Origin of the sequence: Pollutibacter soli, assembly GCA_029269725.1 — a bacterium.
In the GTDB taxonomy this organism is placed as follows: domain Bacteria; phylum Bacteroidota; class Bacteroidia; order Chitinophagales; family Chitinophagaceae; genus Pollutibacter; species Pollutibacter soli.
Genome location: JARJHS010000004.1, coordinates 471,554 through 492,052 on the forward strand (window position 1 = coordinate 471,554; position 20,499 = coordinate 492,052).

A 20,499-nucleotide genomic window follows, 5' to 3' on the forward strand; every position below is an offset into this window, starting at 1 on the left:
CGTACAATATTTGTTACAGATTTTTCCAATGGTACTGCTCTCATTTTTGAAAGGCGGATATCGGTAGTATTTATTTAACCAGGCCCTTGCAAATATTTTTTGCGATTGCTGGTCCTTCATAAATAAATCCTGTCCAGACCTGTATCAATTCCGCGCCAGCATTGAATTTATCTTTTGCATCTTCCGCTGTAAAAATGCCTCCACTACCGATCACCGGAATTTTACCTTTGGTTTTACTGTGAATATATCTTACCACTTCATCAGACCTCTCTTTTACGGGTTTACCACTCAGACCACCAGCGCCAATTTTTTCAATTTCAGCGGGAGGAGTAGATGACAGCTTTTCGCGACTGACAGTTGTATTTGTTGCGACAATTCCGTCGAGTTGTAATTCCATGGCAAGATCAACAATATCGTTCAGCTGCCTTTCGGAAAGATCAGGAGAGATCTTTAACAATAGTGGTTTCAGTGAAATTTTCGTTCTGTTGATGGCCTGGAGATGTGAAAGTATTTTTCGAAGCGATTCTTTCTCTTGCAGTTCACGTAACCCGGGGGTATTTGGCGAACTAACATTCACAACGAAATAATCAACATAGTCATACAGAGCAATAAAGCATGTTTCATAATCACGCCAGGCTTCTTCGTTAGACGTTACCTTATTCTTTCCGATATTACCGCCGATGATCATAGCATCCGAATCCGATTTTTTCCGGCTCAGTTTCCATTTTTTCAGTTGTTCAACAACAGCTTTCACACCGAAATTGTTGAAACCCATCCGGTTGATGATGGCTTTATCTCCAGGTAAACGGAAAAGGCGGGGTTTTTCATTTCCCTCCTGTGGAAGTGGTGTTACCGTCCCAATTTCAACAAATCCAAACCCCAATGCATCAAGCTCATTCAGGTAAAGGGCATTTTTATCAAATCCGGCAGCCAGCCCAACAGGATTTTTAAAATGCAATCCAAAAACTTCACGCGAAAGTCCATCGGCTTTATAATCAAATGATTTCTGCAGTCTTTTCTTTCCAAAAGGGATTTTAGCGATTACCCCCAAAACATCCATTGAAAAATAGTGAACCTTTTCCGGGTCAAAGAAAAACAGGCACTTTCTGATGAATTGATACATGGGTGGCGAAGATAAGAAATGGAAAAGTCGGCATAAAATAGAAGCTGTGAAACAGGCTGAATTAATAGTTGTTAATGCAACTAGTTTCAGGAAATTTGATTAACTTTAAACACCTAAGATTATTTACTTTTCAACTCAATGTTATGCAGGATGCCTATATAGTTGCCGGTTTTCGAACAGCGGTAACAAAATCCAAACGAGGTGGTTTCAGGTTTACACGGCCGGATGATCTTGCGGTGGATGTGATCCGTGGATTACTTGCTTCTGTTCCGCAACTTGATCCAAAAAGGGTGGATGACGTGATTGTAGGAAATGCTGTACCCGAAGCTGAGCAAGGATTACAGGTGGGACGAATTATTGCTGCCAGAGCGGTTGGAATACAGGCTCCCGGAATGACGGTTAACCGTTACTGTGCGTCGGGCCTGGAAACCATTGCCATTGCTACTTCCAAGATCAGGAGCGGAATGGCGGATTGTATCATTGCCGGTGGTGTTGAGAGTATGACCATGGTACCAACAGCAGGATGGAAGACCGTACCTGCTTATTCGATAGCCAGTGAAGAACCTGATTATTACCTGAGTATGGGGCTTACAGCAGAAGCGGTGGCGAAAGAATACCATGTGAGTCGTGAAGACCAGGATGAATTTTCGTTGAATTCACATAAAAAAGCTTTGAACGCAATTGAGAAAGGATTTTTCAAACCGGGAATTTTACCTGTCAAAGTGAATGAAACGTACCTTGATGAAAAAGGAAAGAAAAAGCAGCGTGAATTTGTAATTGATACAGATGAAGGAGTTCGTGCTGACACGAATCTGGCGGCGCTTGGAAAACTAAAACCAGCATTTGCATTGAATGGTACGGTTACAGCGGGAAATTCTTCGCAAACCAGTGATGGTGCCGCTTTTGTGGTAGTGATGAGTGAGCATATGGTGAAAGAACTGGGTCTTCAGCCAATCGGAAGGCTCGTTAACGCAGCATCTGCGGGTGTGCATCCCCGTATCATGGGCATCGGGCCGGTGGAAGCTGTACCCAAGGTGTTAAAACAAGCGGGAATGAGCCTGGATCAGATCGACCTCATAGAACTCAATGAGGCGTTTGCCTCGCAATCGCTGGCGGTTATCCGAAAACTTGAACTGAATCCTGAAATTGTAAATATCAATGGTGGTGCAATCGCACTGGGTCATCCATTGGGATGTACGGGGTGTAAACTTACTATTCAGTTATTAGGGGATCTCCGGAGACTCCACAGGAAATATGGTATCGTCACAGCATGTGTGGGTGGAGGACAGGGAATTGCGGGTATTATCGAGCGGTTTTAGTAACCAGCCAACTCTGACGAATACGTACTTTTTTATCCCCTGATTGGGCACGGTTTTAAAAAAAATATGATTATCATTGTTCTGACGTTCTTTTTATTAGAGATGAGATGATCAGAATATATATCGTTGAAGACCATGAGATGTACCTGGAGGGATTAACCCTTCTTCTTGAAAAATATCCCGGATTTTCGGTGGCCGGCAGTTCCCAGAATGGAAAACATTTTCTCGAAGCACTACCAGCGCTCGATGAAGACATTATCCTATTGCTGGATGTACACCTTCCCGACACAGAGCCCGAGGAGTTGATGATCCGCGTACGCGAAGTGAAACCAAAAATGAAGATCATTTTTCTCACCCTCATGCGTGGAACCCGTTTCATCCATAAACTGATGAAGTATAATATCCAGGGCTATATTCTGAAAAGCGCTTCTATTGAAGAGCTCCTGGAAGCGGTACGAATTGTTCACGAAGGAGGTACATTTTATTCCAAAGACATCGATATCAATATAAAAGAAGACGATGCCCGGAATACGATCATTATTGATTCCAGGAAAATTGATGATATCCTCACCCGGAGGGAACAGGAGATACTCCAGCTGATCTGCAAAGAATTCAGCAATTCTGAGATAGCCGACCGTCTCTTCCTGAGTGTCGGAACTGTGGAAACCCATCGCAAACGCATAATCTCTAAATTGGGAGTAAACAATACCGTGGGACTGGTTAAATTTGCTATACGCCACGGATTGATCAATGATTAGATCGCACAGGTACGACTGTTTCTTTAAACGTATAATTCTTTATACCGCGTTTTCTTTTCATTGTACGCTCATCTCATTTTTTGCTACAGCACAGATTGATACAAATGCTATCAAGCATATTTATGATCGTGTGCTGGAATTTGATGAGTCGCAACTGGATTCCATCGCATATTATGCCAACCTGATTGAAAAGGAGTCGGCCAGGATCGGGTTTTATAAGGGCGAATTGCTTTCTTCAAGACTTAAAGGAATTCATGCTGAATTTTCAGGGGACTACCATAGCGCTACCAATTATTATCTGCGCTGTCTCGAAATTTCCAGGGAGAAAAAACTGGAAGCTTATGAATCCAGTGCATTAAGCGATCTGGCTTATTTGTACATGAACCTCAAAAACCCCGCGAAAGCAAAGGAGTACTATCTTGAAACGGCAAAAATGGCATTGAAAAGGGGAGAGGTCAGCAGTATTGTAATAGACCTTTCCAACCTGGGAGGCATCTATAATAAACTTCATCAACCCGACAGCGCAATTTATTACCTGGAAGAAGCTATGCGCGTTTCAAAGGGATTTTCTGATGCGGAAGTTGACAGGACCACCATGCGCAACAATATGGGGAATGCGTTTTTTCAAAAGAAGCAATGGAAGAAAGCATTGGAATATTTCAGGATCAATTACCAGGTAAATCTGAAAGCAGGTGACAAAGATATGCTGTGGTATGATGTGCTGAATATGGCTGACGTATTTATTGAGTTGCAAAGATTCGATTCCGCAAAACTATTTCTCGACGAATCCTACAGAATTGCTTGTGAACTTCATTCTGACAGAAAGGAAGCTGATGTACACCAGGTGCTCGCAAAGTACTTTTTCCGTGTAAACAATTATAAAGTGGCGTATGAAGAGCTCGAGAAGTGGAACATGATTGATACCATGCTTGTGAATTCCGAAACACGCAATACCATTCTTGAAATGGAGGAAAAGTTTCATGCCAGGCAAAGAGCTCAGGAAAATAGACTGCTGACGACGGAACTTGAAGCCGGTAAACTGCGGGCGCGAAACATGATGATCGCGTTTGCAGGTGTTGGATTACTTGCCGTTGTGACAGCTGTTTTTTCCTATTTGATCCGTACAAAGAATAAAAAGCTGGAAGCGAATAACAAGCTCATCCAGGAACAGAATTCAAGGTTGGCAGAATTGAATTCAGAAAAAAACTCTTTGATCAGTGTGGTATCACATGATTTGAATACACCGTTCTCCAGTATTAAAATGTGGGTTCAGCTGATGGAGTCCGAGAAAAATGGAAAGTCTGACAACCAGGTAAAGGCGATGGACCGGATAAAGTCTTCCGTTGAAAACGGACTGACTTTGATCAGGAATATCCTTGATGTTGAAAGAGCGGAAACCAATAGTCAGGTCATTCGCCTGGAAAAAACAAATATCCCTGAACTTGTCGAAGAAGTCATCAGCGATTATAAGCCGGCGGCAGAAAACAAAGAGATAGCGATACATTTTGATCACCCCAACAGAATTCCAGAATTACTGACTGATAAAATATTGTTGAGCAGGGTATGTTCTAATCTTCTTTCCAATGCCTTAAAATTTACTCATCGCGGAAAACGGATTTTTGTTTCCCTTAAGAAAGAAACCGATGGACTTCAGATTATTTTCAGAGATGAAGGGCAGGGGATTCCGCCTTCAGAGCTCAAAAATCTCTTCTCCAAATACAGTAAGGTCTCTACTTCTTCCACTGAGGGAGAAACTTCAACGGGTCTGGGCTTGTCGATTGTAAAAAGAATACTCACCGAGCTCAATGGAACAATTTCCTGTATCAGCGAGCCAGGAGTGGGATCAACCTTTACGGTGACATTGCCTGCCTGAAATCGAAAAGAATGTCAAATTTTTGCAACAGTATTGCAAAATTGCTTTTTTTCCCTAGTTTTGGCCCTGTCAAATAAAGCTGATGGGCGGTAGTCAGAGCAAGTATTTTCTTTTATTTCTTTTCCTGATGTTCTCAGTGGGAACCGCACATTCCCAATGTTTGCTTAGCCTCGGAGGCAGAATCACTGATTCTGATACCAGGGAAAAACTGGATGGTGCCAGCGTGACCATCAGGGAACTTGCACTTACTACAACCACAGATACCACGGGTGAATTTCGATTTTCCGGATTATGCCCGGGGAATTATACCATCGAGATCACACATATTGATTGTAATCCTACCAGTTTTCATATTCATTTAAAAGAAGATGAGCGTCATGATGTGCAGATGCCACACAAAGTAGGTCAGCTGGCTGAAGTGATGATCGTCAGTGGCGCTAAGGCAACACCGCCCGGAATGGCAGAGGAGTTGAAAGGGAGGGCTCTTGAATCCTTAAAAGGCTTGAGTCTTGGTGAGGCGTTGAAACAGGTGTCAGGTGTAACAGCTCTCCAGACCGGATCCAATATTTATAAGCCGGTTATTCATGGTCTTCACAGCAACAGGGTGCTGATACTGAATAATGGTATCCGGCAGGAAGGCCAGCAGTGGGGCAGCGAACATGCTCCTGAGATTGATCCCTATATCGCAAACCGGATAACCGTAATTAAAGGTGCTTCGTCTATTCGCTACGGAGGTGATGCCATTGGTGGTGTTGTTCTGGTTGAACCAAAATTGCTTCGCTATGTACCAGGGGTAAGTGGTGAAATGAATGCAGCGATGTTTTCGAATAATTTACAAGGCGTGTTGTCCGGAATGCTGGAAGGGAATAGCAGTCGCCATCCTGCGTTTGCATGGCGTTTACAGGGAACTGCAAAACGCGGAGGAAATGCAAAAACTCCGGACTATTGGCTCGCTAATTCAGGAGTCAGTGAATATAACGGTTCGGCGACAGTCGGTTGGCGTTATCAGACTAAAGGAGTGGAAGCCTTTTATAGCATATTTAATACTAAGCTGGGAATATTTTCGGGTGCTCACATCGGTAATGTCACGGATCTTATCAATGCAATTAATAGCAAGGAACCACCTGACTATATTAAGAATGCGGATTTCAGCTATGTTATAGGAAGGCCCTATCAGCAGGTTCAGCACCAGTTAGGTAAAATAAAAGCTTATCTCAATACAGGAGAAAACAGCAGGCTCAATCTCGTGCTATCGGGTCAGTATAACCGAAGACAGGAATATGACATCGTCAGAACCAGCCGTTCGTCGCCGCAACTGGAACTTCGCTTATTAACGGCAATGGCGGATCTTGTCTGGGACCATTATGCCGGCAAATATTTACGCGGTAGCATTGGTGCAACAGGCATGTATCAACAGAATTCTTACGATTACAGGTACTTTATTCCAAATTACAAATCCTGGAACACGGGAGTATTCGCAGCTGAAAAACTTACCTGGAAGAAATGGCAGTTAGAAGCGGGTGTACGTTATGATCTGAAAGGGCTGTACCAGATTCACGATAATGATCAATCGCCTTTCGATCAGCTCACAGGAAATGAAATCGCGCCGGGGATACCTTATGGTTCAAGAAATTTTCATGGTTTTTCAGGTAACACCGGTGTAACCTGGAAATGGACTGAAGGACTTCGTCTTTCAGTCACTATCGGAACTGCATGGCGTTCGCCCCAGATCAATGAGATATATAGCGACGGTCTGCATCATGGCGCGGCAAGAATTGAAAAAGGAAATCTGAATCTTCAGCCGGAACGTGCAAACAGTGTACTTGGCGCGGTTCAGTATTCCGGAGGCGGGTGGAACGTCGATGCGGGATTTTACCTGAAGCAGATTACAGATTTTATATACCTGAAGCCAACTTATCCGCCGGAACTAACCATCAGGGGCGCGTTCCCTACTTTTAAGTTTGAGCAAACAGATGCCCGGCTTACCGGCTTTGACTTGTCTGCATCGTATCTTTTTGCGAATCACTTCCAGGCAAGTACAAAAATCTCCATCCTCAGGGCCTGGGATAAAAAAGCAGACGACTGGTTGATACAGATGCCGCCGGATCGTGGCGAGCTGGCGCTTGAATACCAATTTAGCGATTCCAGAAAATGGAAACAATCGTATATCAGGATTGGCGGAATGTATGTTGCCAAACAATCACGCGTACCCGAAACCGGGAACATTGAAGTGAAACACCCCGATGGCAGTATCACTATGGAATCAGATTATCTGCCGCCACCGGATGCATATTTCCTGATGAATATTGAAACAGGAACAGATTTGGTATTGGGTGGAAGGCCGGTGAGTTTTATTCTTGGTGTAACTAATCTTCTGAATGCAAAGTATCGTGATTATATGAACGCATTCCGGTATTTCAGTGATGAAACCGGTACTAATATTTCATTGCGGGTAAAAGTTCCGTTTGAATTTCAGCGTAAAAAAACCTCATAAAACTTAATTACCATGAAAAAATCTTTTAGCCGGTTAACAGCATCAGTCATCGTTGCGGGTCTTGTTTTTTCATCCTGTAACAAAAGCAATGATCAGCCAGGTAATGAGGAAGAACTGATCACAACGCTGAGAGTTTCACTTTATAAATCTGGCAGCACAACGCCGATAGTATTTGAGTTCAGCGACCCGGATGGCAGTGGCGGAAATCCCCCGGTCAGGTTTGATACAATTAAAGTGGATGCGGGTTCTTCCTATAACTGCTCTTTACAAGTGTTGGATGAAAGCAGAACCCCGGCTGTAGACATTACTCCTGAAGTCGTTGCTGAAGGAACCTCACATCAGTTTTATTATCAGCCGACAGGTGTCAGCATTATCGTTCAGAATCTCAATACCGACAATAAAAACTATCCTCTGGGTAACACTTCTACCTGGACAACAGCGCCGGCTACCGAAGGTTTCATGAAAATAACCTTAAAGCATAAACCCGGAGGCATCAAAACAGCCAATGATGATATAACCATTGGTGAAACGGATGTTGAGGTGAATTTCCCGGCGGTCGTTAAGTGAGTAGTGAGTGGCAAATATTAATATTAAAGAGGTTGAGGTTTCAGGTTGTAAGTGTTAAGTTATGCGTGAACCTATGCGTAAGCCAAATGCATCTTAAAGTGCGACCAGAGGTAATGTTCAAATTCCGGTGGTAACATTTTGTTTGGAGCAAGAAGCGAAGTTATCAGAGGTGATAAGTGTTAGGTTGTAGGTAGCTTAAGCAAAGGCTGAATGCTGCTTAATTTTAAGAACATGGAATGTCGGATTCGTTTTCAATAGCCCCTGGCTTCAGCCAGGGGTCGATTGTTCTCAAGCCAAATGCATCTTTAATTGCGACCAGAGGTAAGGTTCATGTTCCAGTAGGAACATTCTGTTTGTAACCGTACATTTAAACAATGGAAATCTCCATCAATACTCCGGCATTGTTGTTTCCGGCGATTAGTTTATTACTTCTTGCATATACCAACCGTTTTCTCGCGATAGCAAATCTTGTCAGGAAACTGCATGATGACTATAAGGAGAAAAGAGAACATCAGGAAGGTTTGCTTCTTCAACTAAAAAGCCTAAGAAAGCGTTTGAAATATATTCGTTTCATGCAGGGCGCCGGAGTGTTCAGCTTTCTTCTTTGTGTCGCCTGTATGTATTCTATCTATAATGGTTGGCTGATGGCTGCCAATTTCATTTTTGCATTGAGCCTGATCAGCCTGCTGGTTTCATTGCTCGTTTCCCTTGCTGAAATATGGATCAGTACAAATGCATTGGAGCATCTGCTCAGTGATGTTGAGGAGTTGACCGATGAAAATTTTCTTCAGAAATTTCTTCGGTTCAAGAATGATGACGACGCTGAGAAGAAAACTGAGTAATGAAATTTGTTACGATGCTGCGTGCAGATCCGGTTTAATGTTTTCGCTGACTGTAACAGCAGCCATCTTTTTTCTTTCACCAATCTGCTGACGCCACATGGCATAGTACAAACCTTTTTCCTGCAACAATTTTTCGTGATCACCGGTTTCTACCACTTCGCCTTGTTCCAATACATAAATCCTGTCTGCGTGCATGATCGTTGAAAGACGATGCGCAATCAGTATCGTGATTCTTTCACTGGAAGCAGAAATCTCTTTAATTGTTTCCGTTATTTCTTCCTCAGTAAGTGAGTCAAGTGCAGATGTCGCTTCATCAAATAGAAGTATGCGTGGTTTGCGTAACAATGCCCGGGCAATGGACAGACGTTGTTTCTCTCCACCGGATAATTTCAATCCGCCTTCACCAATGACTGTCTCGATTCCTTTGTCTGCCCGCATAAGCAGGTTATCGCAGGAAGCTTTATGAAGTGCATCTATCAGATCTTCTTCGGATGCCTCAGGATTTACAAACATTAAATTTTCGCGAATGGTTCCGGCAAAGAGTTGTGTATCCTGGGTAACAAAACCGATTTGTTTGCGCAGATCATCAAAATTGATGGCATTCTCATCCTGTCCATTATAGAGTATGCGTCCCTGTTGTGGCCTGTACAAACCAACCAGCAATTTCATCAACGTAGATTTACCGGAACCCGATGGGCCGACAAAGGCGATGGTTTCACCTGGTTGTACTTTGAAACTGATATCGTCGATTGCCCTTTGTGAGGCCGTCACGTGCTGAAATCCAACATTCTGAAATTCAAGAGAGGCAATGGTACCCAGCGGCACAGGTTGTGCTGGCGTACGTTCCGGTTTTTTCTGCATCAGCTTATGATAGTTTTCAATCGATGCTTCTGCTTCGCGATAGGAAAGAAGGATGTTTCCGATTTCCTGTAGCGGACCAAAAATGAAAAAGCTGAAGAACTGCATGGTAACGAGTTCATGCGGTTTGATTTCATTTCTGAAAATCAGCCACATCAACAGGAACAAAATGATCTGCCTGAGTGTATTTACCATTGTACCCTGAAGAAAGCTGATGCTGCGGATACGTTTTACCTTTGTCAGTTCTAGACCAAGGATCTTATATGTGTTGTTGTTCAGCCGTTCCACTTCCTGGCGGGTCAAACCAAGACTTTTTACGAGTTCAATATTGCGTAAACTCTCCGTGGTTGACCCAGCCAATGCTGTTGTTTTTCCAACGATCACTTTCTGGATTGTTCTGATTTTTTTGCTGAGTACGTTGGTCAGGAATGTCAGGAAGGCAATACCAAAAACATAAGCGATAGGAACCGTCCAGTGTATGAAAATGGAAGCATAAACAAATACGAATAATATCCCGATCACAATGGCAAAGAGCGCATTCAGGAAGTAGTTGATGAACTTTTCCGTATCGGTCCGCACTTTTGTAAGGATGCTCAATGTTTCCCCGCTTCGCTGATCTTCAAACTCCTGGTAGGGGAGTTTCATCGCATGCTGAAGTCCATCCGTGAAGATTTTTGCACCAAATTTCTGGATGATCACGTTGGCGAAATAGTCCTGGAAATTTTTCGCGATCCTGCTCACCATGGCTGTTCCCATGGAGAGTAAAAGGACTACCAGCGCGCTCCACATAAACGAATTCCAGCTGACATCTATTCCTTTCGACCGTTGGTCGATAGTATTTTCTGCCAGTTTGATAATGCGTCCGAAAAGGATCGGATCGAAAAGTGAGAAAACGGTATTGATGGTGGCCAGTGTAAGGGTGAGTACAATCAGCCACTTATAAGGCTTTAAATATTGGAGCAGGATCTTCATATCCGTGATGTCGTTTCGGTGAAATCAGTTGAAACATCAAAGATGGTGCTATTTGTTGAAAAGCGACAATCAGGCAGCGGGCAGCTGGCAGCAGATTGATGCAGGGTGTAAAGCAGAGATTAAAGAATAGCCAATGGCAGAGTTGTCAGTTGTCGGCCTGCCTGCCGGCAGGCTGTTAGTGATCAGACTGGTGAATTGCTGATGATGAAATGGACAACGTCTCGATTTTTCCTGTATTCTCTTTCCTCAGAAAGTTGTCAGTTGTACCAATGATGTCGATGAGGCTGATTAATAACTGCCTGTTTAATTTTCTGAAACATTCTCCAGCTTCCGGCTAAGTACTTTTTGCTTCAGGCTTTTGGCTTAAGTCTTTTGTGCTGCTATTTCCTCTGCGTGCTCCCGGGCTTTAGTCACCCGACTACTTCTTCATCGCCCAGCGCATCATTTCTTTCCAGGAAGATTTCTTTCCATACATCAGTATGCCTGTACGATAAACCTTTCCGGCAAACCAGGTTGTGAAAAGAAATCCGCCGATCAAGGTTACCATTGACAAGCCCAACTGCCAGTAAGGCACAGTATCCGGTACACCGAAAGGTATTCGTCCCATCATCACAATGGGTGAAGTAAAAGGTATGATGCTTGCCCAGACAGCGACGGGACTATTGGGATTGCTGAGACTACTTGTCAATATGATAAATGCAAAAATAATCGGCATTGTTATCGGTAGCATTAATGCCTGTGCTTCCTGAGGATCTTCATTGATCACGCTGCCAATGGCAGCGAACAATGAAGCATAAAAAAGGTATCCGCCGAGGAAATAAAACAGGAAACAGAAAATGATCAAAGGCCAGTTAACGCCTTCAACAAATTGTGTCTTTGCTTCCAGGATTTTCAATGCCATTGAATTATTTGGTCCACCAGGAAGCTGTTGCTGGCTCTGTTGGACCTCCTGCACCTGTTGCATGGTTTCATGCGGAAGGAAAAATTGCAGGGTTGTCATCAATACAAAAATCAACACGATCCAGAGCATGAACTGTGTCAACCCCACTCCCGCAATACCAATGATTTTTCCGAGCATCAATTCAAATGGTTTACAGGAAGACACAATCACTTCAGCGATCCTGTTCATTTTTTCTTCTGCAACACCACGCATCACCATAGCTCCAAAAATGAACATCGTTATATAAATAAGAATACCACTTCCGAAGCCTATCCCGTAAGCAAGACCAGCATTTGCCTGTTTGCTTTTTCCATCGGAATCAGTCACTTTGTTTTTTAACGAAACTGCTTTCCCACTTGCTTTTGTAATAGAATCAAGCGTTGATTTTTCAATACCACGCTGCTGCAGCAAATGACTTTCAATCGCTTTGTTCAACTGGCGCTCTATATATCCTTTTGATTCAAGGCCGAATTGTTTTTTTGAAATCAATTCATATTGTGTACCACCATCTGAAGCGAGATACAATATACCACCATATCCTTTCTCAGTGTAGTTGGCGCTGTCAATACCCGGAGTGAAATCAAAAACTACAGTAGAAGAATCACTCTTCAGGTTCTGCCTGAAAAAGCCGGGATCATTTACCACTGCTACTCGTTGTTTTTCTCTTGATTTCACAGCAAAAAATACAGAGCCGAAAATGAATACAATCATCATAATCGGTAACAGGAATGTAGAAAGGATAAAAGTTTTATTTCTTACCCTTGTAAAATATTCACGCTGTATGATGAGTCCTATTTTTGACATGGCTTGCAGATAAGATTAAAAATGTTATTTCAGTTTTGTACTGCTTCAAATTGCCTTGCTTCAGGAGTACCGCGCACCTGGCGTATAAAAATTTCATTAAGGCTCGGTAGTATTTCATTGAAGGCATGAATGGTCAGCCCCTTGTGAATAAAATACCCCAGAATATCATTGCTGGTAAAGCCTTCATTTTTTTTGATCACCAGTTCATTGTCACTTTTCTCAACCACCTGGAAAAGATGAATGGCCGTATGTTCGGGCAATACTTTTTCATCAAATGAAATGCGGAAAAGATTTTCCTTGAATTCATTTTTTATTCCCTTTACTGTTCCGTCCAGAATCTTGGTTCCTTTATTTACAAGTACGATGTGATCACAGATCTCTTCCACCTGTTCCATACGATGTGTACTGAAAATGATCGTTGCACCTTCTTCAGCAAGACGATGAATTTCATCTTTAATAAGATTGGCGTTTACGGGATCGAGACCACTGAAGGGTTCATCAAGGATGATCATTTTCGGATCGTGCAATACCGTAGTCACAAACTGGAGTTTCTGGCTCATACCTTTACTCAGGTCCTCTACTTTCTTATTCCACCAGGTTTCCATCTGCAGACGAATGAACCAATCTTTAATCCTGGCAGTGGCTTCGGATTTTGAAAGTCCTTTTAACCTCGCCAGGTACAGAGCCTGTTCGCCGATTTTCATCTTTTTATAAAGCCCGCGCTCCTCGGGCATATAACCTATGCGGGTTACATCATTCAGGGGATCGAACTTTTTGCCATCGAAAAATATTTCTCCTTCGTCCGGGTAGAAGATGCCAGTGATCATACGAAGCAGGGTCGTTTTGCCGGCGCCGTTAGGTCCGAGCAATCCGAAGATCGAACCTTTACCAATGCTGAAACTGATATCGTCCACTGCTTTCTGCGTGGCGAAATATTTTTTCAGGTGACTGACTTCCAGAATATTCTGCATGTAAAGCCTTTATAATAATGAGGGTTGAAGATACTTAAGTTGAAACAGTTAGAAACAGAATACCAAATTAGTATATGAAATCGCTACTGGCTTAATGGGATTTAGGCCTGTTTATTGTTTAACCGCCACATTATTCCACGAATATTTGTTTGGACTGAAACGTTAGTAGCAAAACAGTACAGAACATTACAGTTTTGCCGCAATTTTTTCTTTGATTGCCCGGGCTACTTTCTGTCCATCCATGGCAGCGCTTACAATTCCTCCTGCATAACCGGCACCTTCTCCGCATGGGTAAAGATTTTTGAATTGCGGGTGCAAAAGCGTTCCTGCATCTCTTGGTATTCTTACCGGTGATGATGTGCGGCTTTCGGTGGCTACAACAATTGCTTCATTAGAATAGTAACCTTTCATTTTTTTCCCGAATTCCTGGAAGCCGCGTTGTAAGCGACGTGCAACAAAATCTGGTAACACGGCATTTAACCCTGAAGAATGAATGCCTGGTATATAAGAACATTCCGGTAACGATGAAGAAATTTTTCCCTCCGAAAAATCAACCATTCTTTGCGCCGGTGCTACGAAAGATCCACCACCAGCTGCAAAAGCTTTTTGCTCAACGATCCGTTGCAGATGCATCATTAATAATGGATCGTTTTCATCTGGTATGATCTGTTGATTGTTCCACTTAAGATCCCTCAGCATCGTCATTGCGTCTTTCAACTCAATCTGTACAACAATTCCTGAATTTGCAAATGGATTATTTCGCTTTGAAGGACTCCAGCCATTTACCACGAGCTCGTTGTTCGAAGTGGAGGCTGTCGCAATTATCCCTCCCGGACACATGCAAAACGAAAAAACTCCTTTGTCGGAGACCTGTTCCACGAGTTGATAGCTTGCTGCTGGTAAGGACCCCGGTCTTCCGATTGATCGATTACAATGATATTGTATACTATCAATTAATGACTGTGGATGTTCAGCACGGACACCGAGAGCAAAAGGTTTTGATTCAATGAGAATATTTTCTTTCTGCAATAAATAAAAAATATCCCGTGCAGAATGTCCCGTTGCAAGTATAAATGCTTCCGCATTGAATTTATCGCCATCCTGAGTCAATGCTGCTATAATCGAGTTATTATTCTTGGCGAATCCGGTAAACTTTTTTTCGAAATAAATTTCACCGCCTGCTGCAATGATTTGTCCGCGCATTGCGCTGATGATACCGGGTAACTTATTCGTGCCGATATGCGGATGAGATTCGAAAAGGATATTGTTGTCTGCACCAAAATGCACAAACAATTCCAGCACGCGATTGATATCACCGCGTTTGGTGCTTCGCGTGTATAATTTACCATCGCTGTAAGTACCGGCTCCGCCTTCACCGAAGCAGTAATTACTATCTTCATTAATAATTCCTTCCTTGTTCAGCCGGGCGAGATCACGGCGTCTTTCACGCACATCTTTTCCTCTTTCAAGTATGATCGGTTTGATCCCCTGTTGCAATAACTCGAGCGCCGCAAACATTCCTGCTGGTCCGGAACCAATAATTAAGACACGACTTGCATTTTTTTTCAGTAAAGGAAAATGAATTTCAGCAGGTTGAAACTCCTGTACCGGCTCATTGATAAATGCAGTTAGTGTAAGATTGACCTTAACCTGCCGCGAACGGGCGTCAATAGATTTTTTTTGTAGCCGAAAGCCTTTCACATCATCCAATGGAACAGCACACAGGTTTGCAATCCATTCTTTTATGGCATGGTCACTTGCTGCTTCATCAGGAAGAAGTTGAAAAGAAATTTTTTTTTGCATCTAGAACGGCAGATCATCTGCGGCATCTGTACTAAAGCCAGCGTCGGATTCAAATGCGGGCATTGTATTGGCAGATGATGACTGTTGCAGGTTCACGGACTCAATGCGCCATGCATCCAGGTTGGTAAAATAACTTGTCTGTCCGTTTTTCTCCCATTTGGTACCGCGAAGATTAAAATGCACTTTCACTGTTTCACCTACCTGCGCACGATCGACGATAGATGTGCGATCCTGCGTAGTTTGAAATTTTATAAAGTTGGTAACTGTTCTGCCACCAATATCTTCACTTGTTTCTATTACAAATTCTCTTGTTTTGAAAGTCTCTGTTTTCTGAACCGTATCAAATTTCGCAACCAATTTTCCGGTAACTTCAAATCCCATAATCGTACTTAATTAAGTCTCAAAGTTATTAATTATAATTTAGCAAGATTAGCATAAAAAACTTCTTTTTTTCGGGGGAATTCATTTACCTTCCAAAGCTCACGTTCTGATCCACCATGTCTATTTACAGGAGATTATTTTTTTCCATTGCGGTTTGCATTGTACTGGGTGCATGTCAACGTCAGTATGTACCACAAAAGGTTGATTATTCAGGATATAATATCAATGTAAAAGACTCGGGCAGTAAAAATCTTCAGGACTTTCTACAGCCATATAAAGACAGTGTGGCAAAGTTGATGGATAAAGTGGTAGGAACCCTCGACAGCACATTAAAAAATAGTACACCTGATGGAACACTTGGGAATTTTATCGCAGATGCATATCTCACGATGGCTAAACAAAAATTTAATCCGAATGCTGCCATCAGTTTTATGAACATTGGTGGTATACGTTTAGGATCGATTCCAGCGGGCCCTGTGAAGCGTGGAAAAATTTATGAAGTGATGCCTTTTGATAATGAGATGTATATCCTTGAAGTTCCTGGAAATATTTTGAGGGAATATCTTGATGCCATTGCGGGTGATCGCGGTGGTGGTGTTGCAGGAATAAAATTTCAGATCGCAGATAAAAAAGCGATCAATATAACCATTAATGGTAAACCATTGGATACTACCGCAAGATATATCATGGTCAATTCCGATTATGTCGTTAATGGCGGTGGAAATTTCTACGGGTTGAAAGATCTTAAAAAGGAGAGGACGGGTTACCTGCTCAGGAATGCGATACTAGATTATATAGCAGAGTTCACATCAAGAAATCAGCCGATAAAAATTCCTGACGATAAAAGAATTACGAGTGCAAACTAGAAGGAAATTTATAAGGGAGACGGGACTGGGTATGGCAGCTTTGCTGGCTGCAAACCCCGTGGTGTTTGCATCTGATGCAAATGATGAAGTGAAAAAGCTAACCATCCTTCATACTAATGATGTTCATAGCAGGCTTGAATCATTTCCTATGGATGGATCAGCCAATGCAGGTAAGGCCGGTGTTGCTCCCAGGGCGGCATTGATCAATAAAATCAGGAATGAGGGGAATGAAGTATTATTACTCGACTCAGGTGATATCTTCCAGGGTACTCCTTATTTTAATATGTTCGATGGTGAACCTGAAATAAAAGCGATGCAGATGATGGGTTATGAAGCATGTACCATGGGCAATCATGATTTTGATGCAGGTCTGGAAAATTTTCACACCAAGATCAGAACCCATGCAAAATTTCCTGTTGTCATTTGCAACTATGATTTCCGTGAAACTGTGATGGAACATTCCTATGTACCATATCATATTATTAAAAAGGGTGGGCTGGACATTGGAATTACCGGAGTTGGAATAGAGTTAGCCGGACTAGTGCCTGATAAACTATATGGAAAAACGAAATACCTGGATCCGATTATGGAAGTAAATAGAACTGCACATTACTTAAAGAAAGACAAGAAATGCGATTTTGTTATTTGTCTTTCCCATTTGGGTGACAGATATGCAGATAATAAAGTGAGTGATGAAATAATGGCAAAAGAAACGGAGAACATTGATCTGATACTGGGCGGTCATACGCATCGTTTTTTTGAAGCACCCAGGGAGTATCAGAATAAGGCCGGAAAAAAAATTCTGGTGAATCAGGTCGGTTGGGCAGGTATTAAGCTTGGTAGATTAGACTACAGTTTTTCCCGTTCCAGAGGTCAAAATTTAGATAATAATCAATCACTTTCGGTAGGAAAGAAAGAAGGAGAATAAAAAATTTTTTTTTCGTTTTACAGATTCTATATTCGCTACCCTTTTGAAAAAAAACGGCTCTTTTTTTAGTGAGAACAAAAAAAATAAATCAGATTTTTTTTTTACTTTGAGACAATACAGGAAAAGATGTGACTATCAATATAAAGGTCTAAATGATAATTAAAGTTTATAAGACAAAATATTGAGTTTACAAGATTTTTCAAACGCTGCCTCCTGATCCTTTTTTGTTTGCATTAACCCTGAGTAGTTGGATTTGTGCGCAATTCCTTTGGAAAGACTAATAGATGAATTAAAGAATCCTTTAAAAATTTGCTTAAGGACTAATGGAGAAAGCGCATGATAAAGTATGGAATAGTTGTCTCGCTATAATAAAAGATATTGTGGAGTGGCAACATTTCAAAACATGGTTTGAACCAATCAAGCCCGTCGCCCTTAAAGAAAAAATTCTAACCATCCAGGTACCCAGTCAATTTTTTTATGAATACCTGGAAGAGCACTATGTGAATTTACTGGCAAAGACTTTGAAGAGAGAATTGGGAAAAGACGCCAGGTTGGAATATAGAATAATGGTTGACAGTGGCAATGAGAAAAACAAGCCACTTACAATGGATATTTCCGGACATGGTATAAAAACCTTTTCGAATAATGAAATGGATTTTCCCCTTGTCATAAACAACCCAGTGAAAAATCCTTTTGTCATTCCTGGTCTTCGGAAGATGCAGATCGATTCTCAATTGAATCCGATTTATACTTTTGATTCTTTTGTTGAAGGTGACTGTAACCGAGTTGCACGTCGGGCAGGAAAAACAGTTGCTGAAAAACCAGGAGCTACTTCTTTTAATCCACTCGTAATTTATGGTGGTGTTGGTCTGGGTAAGACTCACCTGGCACAAGCTGTAGGCAATGAGGTAAAGAGGCTTCACCAGAATAAAGTGGTGTTGTATGTTTCTTCTGAAAAATTCATTAATCAATTCCAGGATCATAGTCGTAATAACGCGATAAATGATTTCATCCATTTTTATCAGCTGATCGATGTGTTAATCATTGATGATGTACAGTTCTTCAATCGGGCTGAAAAATCACAGGACGCCTTGTTTGCGATTTTCAACCATCTTCATCAATCCGGTAAACAGCTGATATTGAGTTCTGATAAACCTCCAAAAGACCTGGAAGGTGTACAGGAGAGATTGTTGAGCCGTTTTCGCTGGGGACTTAGTGCAGATCTGCAGACTCCGGATTACGAAACGCGCATCGATATATTAGAAAAAAAGATGAAGAACGACGGGCTGGAAATGCCACGTGAAGTGGTGAAATACATTGCCTATAATATTCAGAGTAATATCCGCGAATTAGAAGGTGCGCTGATATCGCTTTTGGCACAGTCTTCGCTCAATAAACGTGAAATTGACCTCGACTTGGCTAAGAAGGTACTCCGTAACTTTGTGAAGACTTCATCCAAGGAAATCACGATCGAAACCATCCAGAAAATGGTGTGTGAGTTCTTTGATGTGAGCTATGATAAGCTTTTGCAGAAAACGCGCAAGCGTGAAATCGTGCAGGCTCGTCAGATCACGATGTATCTCGCAAAAATATTTACAAAGAATTCGTTAAAAACCATCGGCGAACATTTTGGCGGAAGGGATCATACTACGGTTATCCATTCCTGTCAGACTGTAAAGGACCTGATGGATACGGACAGTCTGTTCAGGGAGAGTGTGATTGAATTGCAGCAGAAGGTTCAGCTGGCGGCCATGTAGAAAGTTTAAAGTTGAACGTATAAAGTTTAATCCTGCGAAAGCAGGATTTTTTTTATGGTAACAAAAGAGATTATTTTCAGCGGTAAGGTACAGGGGGTGTACTACCGGGCTTCTGCAAAAGAAGTTGCGGATAGTTTGGGTCTTACCGGGAGGGTTAAGAATCTCAGGGATGGTCGCGTTTGGATGATCGCCACCGGAACAGAAGAGCAGATGGAGCGATTTATCGCCTGGAACAGGAAGGGGCCTTCGGCCGCCAGGATCGAGCTGCTGGAAACGCGGATGGCTACGGATCCCGGGTATACTGATTTCCGGATTGAAAGGGACAATTAGTTTTGGCATTTGGGGGTTGGTTTACTATTTTTGCCCTCCCTTAAAAAGCACGTGATTCCGGTGAGGTGGATGAGTGGCTGAAATCAGCAGTTTGCTAAACTGCCGTACGGGTTAAACTGTACCGAGGGTTCGAATCCCTCCCTCACCGCAGGAAAAGTAAGAGCCTTCGCAGAAATGCGAAGGTTTTTTTATAATTAGTGAAACGGGTTAAACTGTTCCGCCGCGGCGGATCGAATCCCTCCCTCACCGCAGGAAAAGTAAGAGCCTCCACAGAAATGCGAAGGTTTTTTTATAATTAGTGAAACGGGTTAAACTGTTCCGCCGCGGCGGATCGAATCCCTCCCTCACCGCAGGAAAAATATGAGCCTTCGCAGAAATGCGAAGGTTTTTTTATAATTATTGAAACGGGTTAAACTGTTCCGCCGCGGCGGATGGAATCTCTCCCTCACCGCAGGAAAAGTAAGAGCCTTCGCAGAAATGCGAAGGTTTTTTTATAATTAGTGAAACGGGTTAAACTGTTCCGCCGCGGCGGATCGAATCCCTTGCTCACCGCAGGAAAAGTAAGAGCCTTCGCAGAAATGCGAAGGTTTTTTTATAATTATTGAAACGGGTTAAACTGTTCCGCCGCGGCGGATCGAATCCCTCCCTCACCGCAGGAAAAGTAAAAGCCTTCGCAGAAATGCGAAGGTTTTTTTATAAATAGTGAAACGTGTTTAAACTGTTCCCGCCGCGGCGGATCGAATCCCTCCCTCACCGCAGGAAAAGTAAGAGCCTTCGCAGAAATGCGAAGGTTTTTTTATAATTAGTGAAACGTGTTTAAACTGTTCCGCCGCGGCGGATCGAATCCCTCCCTCACCGCAGGAAAAGTAAGAGCCTTCGCAGAAATGCGAAGGTTTTTTTATAATTAGTGAAA

16 protein-coding genes and 1 tRNA gene are annotated in these 20,499 nt (G+C 42.5%); 11 read left to right on the forward strand and 6 right to left on the reverse strand.

Annotation, left to right across the window (positions count from 1 at the left end; translation table 11 throughout):
- Nucleotides 1-70: 70 nt before the first annotated feature.
- Entirely contained in the window at nt 71-1,123 is a 1,053-nt protein-coding gene (locus tag P2W82_RS12975; RefSeq protein WP_336516321.1) for a quinone-dependent dihydroorotate dehydrogenase, read from the reverse strand.
- Nucleotides 1,124-1,266: 143 nt separating this feature from the next.
- Between P2W82_RS12975 and P2W82_RS12980 the strand changes: the two genes are divergently transcribed.
- From P2W82_RS12980 to P2W82_RS13005, 6 genes are all read left to right on the forward strand, one after another.
- Nucleotides 1,267-2,442 carry a thiolase family protein gene (locus P2W82_RS12980; RefSeq protein WP_336516322.1) on the forward strand — a complete coding sequence of 392 codons (1,176 nt, stop codon included), beginning with the start codon at nt 1,267-1,269 and terminating at the stop codon, nt 2,440-2,442.
- Nucleotides 2,443-2,549: 107 nt separating this feature from the next.
- Nucleotides 2,550-3,200, forward strand: a complete 651-nt coding sequence (locus tag P2W82_RS12985) for a response regulator transcription factor (RefSeq protein ID WP_336516323.1) — start codon at nt 2,550-2,552, stop codon at nt 3,198-3,200.
- Entirely contained in the window at nt 3,193-5,073 is a 1,881-nt protein-coding gene (locus P2W82_RS12990; RefSeq protein WP_336516324.1) for a tetratricopeptide repeat-containing sensor histidine kinase, read from the forward strand. Before P2W82_RS12985 ends, P2W82_RS12990 begins: the two co-directional genes overlap by 8 nt.
- An 82-nt stretch (nt 5,074-5,155) precedes the next feature.
- Nucleotides 5,156-7,567 (forward strand): TonB-dependent receptor, encoded by a 2,412-nt coding sequence (locus tag P2W82_RS12995; RefSeq protein ID WP_336516325.1) that lies wholly within the window; start codon nt 5,156-5,158, stop codon nt 7,565-7,567.
- A 12-nt stretch (nt 7,568-7,579) separates the two neighbouring features.
- On the forward strand, nt 7,580-8,134 hold the full coding sequence (locus P2W82_RS13000; RefSeq protein WP_336516326.1) for a hypothetical protein: 555 nt from the start codon (nt 7,580-7,582) through the stop codon (nt 8,132-8,134).
- A 374-nt stretch (nt 8,135-8,508) separates the two neighbouring features.
- A complete protein-coding gene (locus P2W82_RS13005) occupies nt 8,509-8,976 on the forward strand; it encodes a DUF2721 domain-containing protein (protein ID WP_336516327.1) in 468 nt (155 codons plus the stop codon).
- A 9-nt stretch (nt 8,977-8,985) separates the two neighbouring features.
- On the opposite strand, the gene P2W82_RS13010 is transcribed toward P2W82_RS13005, so the two are convergent.
- The 5 genes from P2W82_RS13010 to P2W82_RS13030 all read right to left on the reverse strand — a co-directional run bounded on the left by P2W82_RS13010 (nt 8,986) and on the right by P2W82_RS13030 (nt 15,705).
- Nucleotides 8,986-10,806 carry an ABC transporter ATP-binding protein gene (locus P2W82_RS13010; RefSeq protein WP_336516328.1) on the reverse strand — a complete coding sequence of 607 codons (1,821 nt, stop codon included), beginning with the start codon at nt 10,804-10,806 and terminating at the stop codon, nt 8,986-8,988.
- Between the two features lie 418 nt (nt 10,807-11,224).
- Nucleotides 11,225-12,550 carry an ABC transporter permease gene (locus tag P2W82_RS13015; RefSeq protein WP_336516329.1) on the reverse strand — a complete coding sequence of 442 codons (1,326 nt, stop codon included), beginning with the start codon at nt 12,548-12,550 and terminating at the stop codon, nt 11,225-11,227.
- A 29-nt stretch (nt 12,551-12,579) separates the two neighbouring features.
- Nucleotides 12,580-13,521: an ABC transporter ATP-binding protein gene (locus tag P2W82_RS13020; protein WP_336516330.1), complete on the reverse strand. Its 942-nt coding sequence runs from the start codon at nt 13,519-13,521 to the stop codon at nt 12,580-12,582.
- A 186-nt stretch (nt 13,522-13,707) separates the two neighbouring features.
- On the reverse strand, nt 13,708-15,324 hold the full coding sequence (locus P2W82_RS13025) for an NAD(P)/FAD-dependent oxidoreductase (protein ID WP_336516331.1): 1,617 nt from the start codon (nt 15,322-15,324) through the stop codon (nt 13,708-13,710).
- Nucleotides 15,325-15,705 carry a DUF3127 domain-containing protein gene (locus P2W82_RS13030; protein WP_336516332.1) on the reverse strand — a complete coding sequence of 127 codons (381 nt, stop codon included), beginning with the start codon at nt 15,703-15,705 and terminating at the stop codon, nt 15,325-15,327.
- 116 nt (nt 15,706-15,821) lie between these two features.
- Here P2W82_RS13030 and P2W82_RS13035 point away from each other — a divergent pair, with 116 nt between their 5' ends.
- The 5 genes from P2W82_RS13035 (at nt 15,822) to P2W82_RS13055 (ending at nt 19,734) form a co-directional block, all read left to right on the forward strand.
- A complete protein-coding gene (locus tag P2W82_RS13035) occupies nt 15,822-16,571 on the forward strand; it encodes a 5'-nucleotidase (RefSeq protein ID WP_336516333.1) in 750 nt (249 codons plus the stop codon).
- Complete coding sequence (locus tag P2W82_RS13040) at nt 16,561-17,499, forward strand: bifunctional metallophosphatase/5'-nucleotidase (protein WP_336516334.1); 939 nt, start codon at nt 16,561-16,563, stop codon at nt 17,497-17,499. The genes P2W82_RS13035 and P2W82_RS13040 overlap by 11 nt, the downstream gene beginning before the upstream one ends.
- A gap of 323 nt (nt 17,500-17,822) precedes the next feature.
- Nucleotides 17,823-19,256 (forward strand): chromosomal replication initiator protein DnaA, encoded by a 1,434-nt coding sequence (gene dnaA, locus P2W82_RS13045; protein WP_336516335.1) that lies wholly within the window; start codon nt 17,823-17,825, stop codon nt 19,254-19,256.
- Between the two features lie 54 nt (nt 19,257-19,310).
- On the forward strand, nt 19,311-19,586 hold the full coding sequence (locus tag P2W82_RS13050) for an acylphosphatase (RefSeq protein ID WP_336516336.1): 276 nt from the start codon (nt 19,311-19,313) through the stop codon (nt 19,584-19,586).
- Nucleotides 19,587-19,645: 59 nt separating this feature from the next.
- Nucleotides 19,646-19,734, forward strand: a tRNA-Ser gene (locus P2W82_RS13055).
- Nucleotides 19,735-20,499 lie beyond the last annotated feature (765 nt).

What these genes read in the sequence shown, in the direction of transcription:
- P2W82_RS12975 (WP_336516321.1), bottom strand. Translation starts at nt 1,123, where the DNA reads ATGTATCAATTCATCAGAAAGTGCCTGTTTTTCTTTGACCCGGAAAAG.
- P2W82_RS12980 (WP_336516322.1), top strand. Translation starts at nt 1,267, where the DNA reads ATGCAGGATGCCTATATAGTTGCCGGTTTTCGAACAGCGGTAACAAAA.
- P2W82_RS12985 (WP_336516323.1), top strand. Translation starts at nt 2,550, where the DNA reads ATGATCAGAATATATATCGTTGAAGACCATGAGATGTACCTGGAGGGA.
- P2W82_RS12990 (WP_336516324.1), top strand. Translation starts at nt 3,193, where the DNA reads ATGATTAGATCGCACAGGTACGACTGTTTCTTTAAACGTATAATTCTT.
- P2W82_RS12995 (WP_336516325.1), top strand. Translation starts at nt 5,156, where the DNA reads ATGGGCGGTAGTCAGAGCAAGTATTTTCTTTTATTTCTTTTCCTGATG.
- P2W82_RS13000 (WP_336516326.1), top strand. Translation starts at nt 7,580, where the DNA reads ATGAAAAAATCTTTTAGCCGGTTAACAGCATCAGTCATCGTTGCGGGT.
- P2W82_RS13005 (WP_336516327.1), top strand. Translation starts at nt 8,509, where the DNA reads ATGGAAATCTCCATCAATACTCCGGCATTGTTGTTTCCGGCGATTAGT.
- P2W82_RS13010 (WP_336516328.1), bottom strand. Translation starts at nt 10,806, where the DNA reads ATGAAGATCCTGCTCCAATATTTAAAGCCTTATAAGTGGCTGATTGTA.
- P2W82_RS13015 (WP_336516329.1), bottom strand. Translation starts at nt 12,550, where the DNA reads ATGTCAAAAATAGGACTCATCATACAGCGTGAATATTTTACAAGGGTA.
- P2W82_RS13020 (WP_336516330.1), bottom strand. Translation starts at nt 13,521, where the DNA reads ATGCAGAATATTCTGGAAGTCAGTCACCTGAAAAAATATTTCGCCACG.
- P2W82_RS13025 (WP_336516331.1), bottom strand. Translation starts at nt 15,324, where the DNA reads ATGCAAAAAAAAATTTCTTTTCAACTTCTTCCTGATGAAGCAGCAAGT.
- P2W82_RS13030 (WP_336516332.1), bottom strand. Translation starts at nt 15,705, where the DNA reads ATGGGATTTGAAGTTACCGGAAAATTGGTTGCGAAATTTGATACGGTT.
- P2W82_RS13035 (WP_336516333.1), top strand. Translation starts at nt 15,822, where the DNA reads ATGTCTATTTACAGGAGATTATTTTTTTCCATTGCGGTTTGCATTGTA.
- dnaA (WP_336516335.1), top strand. Translation starts at nt 17,823, where the DNA reads ATGGAGAAAGCGCATGATAAAGTATGGAATAGTTGTCTCGCTATAATA.
- P2W82_RS13050 (WP_336516336.1), top strand. Translation starts at nt 19,311, where the DNA reads ATGGTAACAAAAGAGATTATTTTCAGCGGTAAGGTACAGGGGGTGTAC.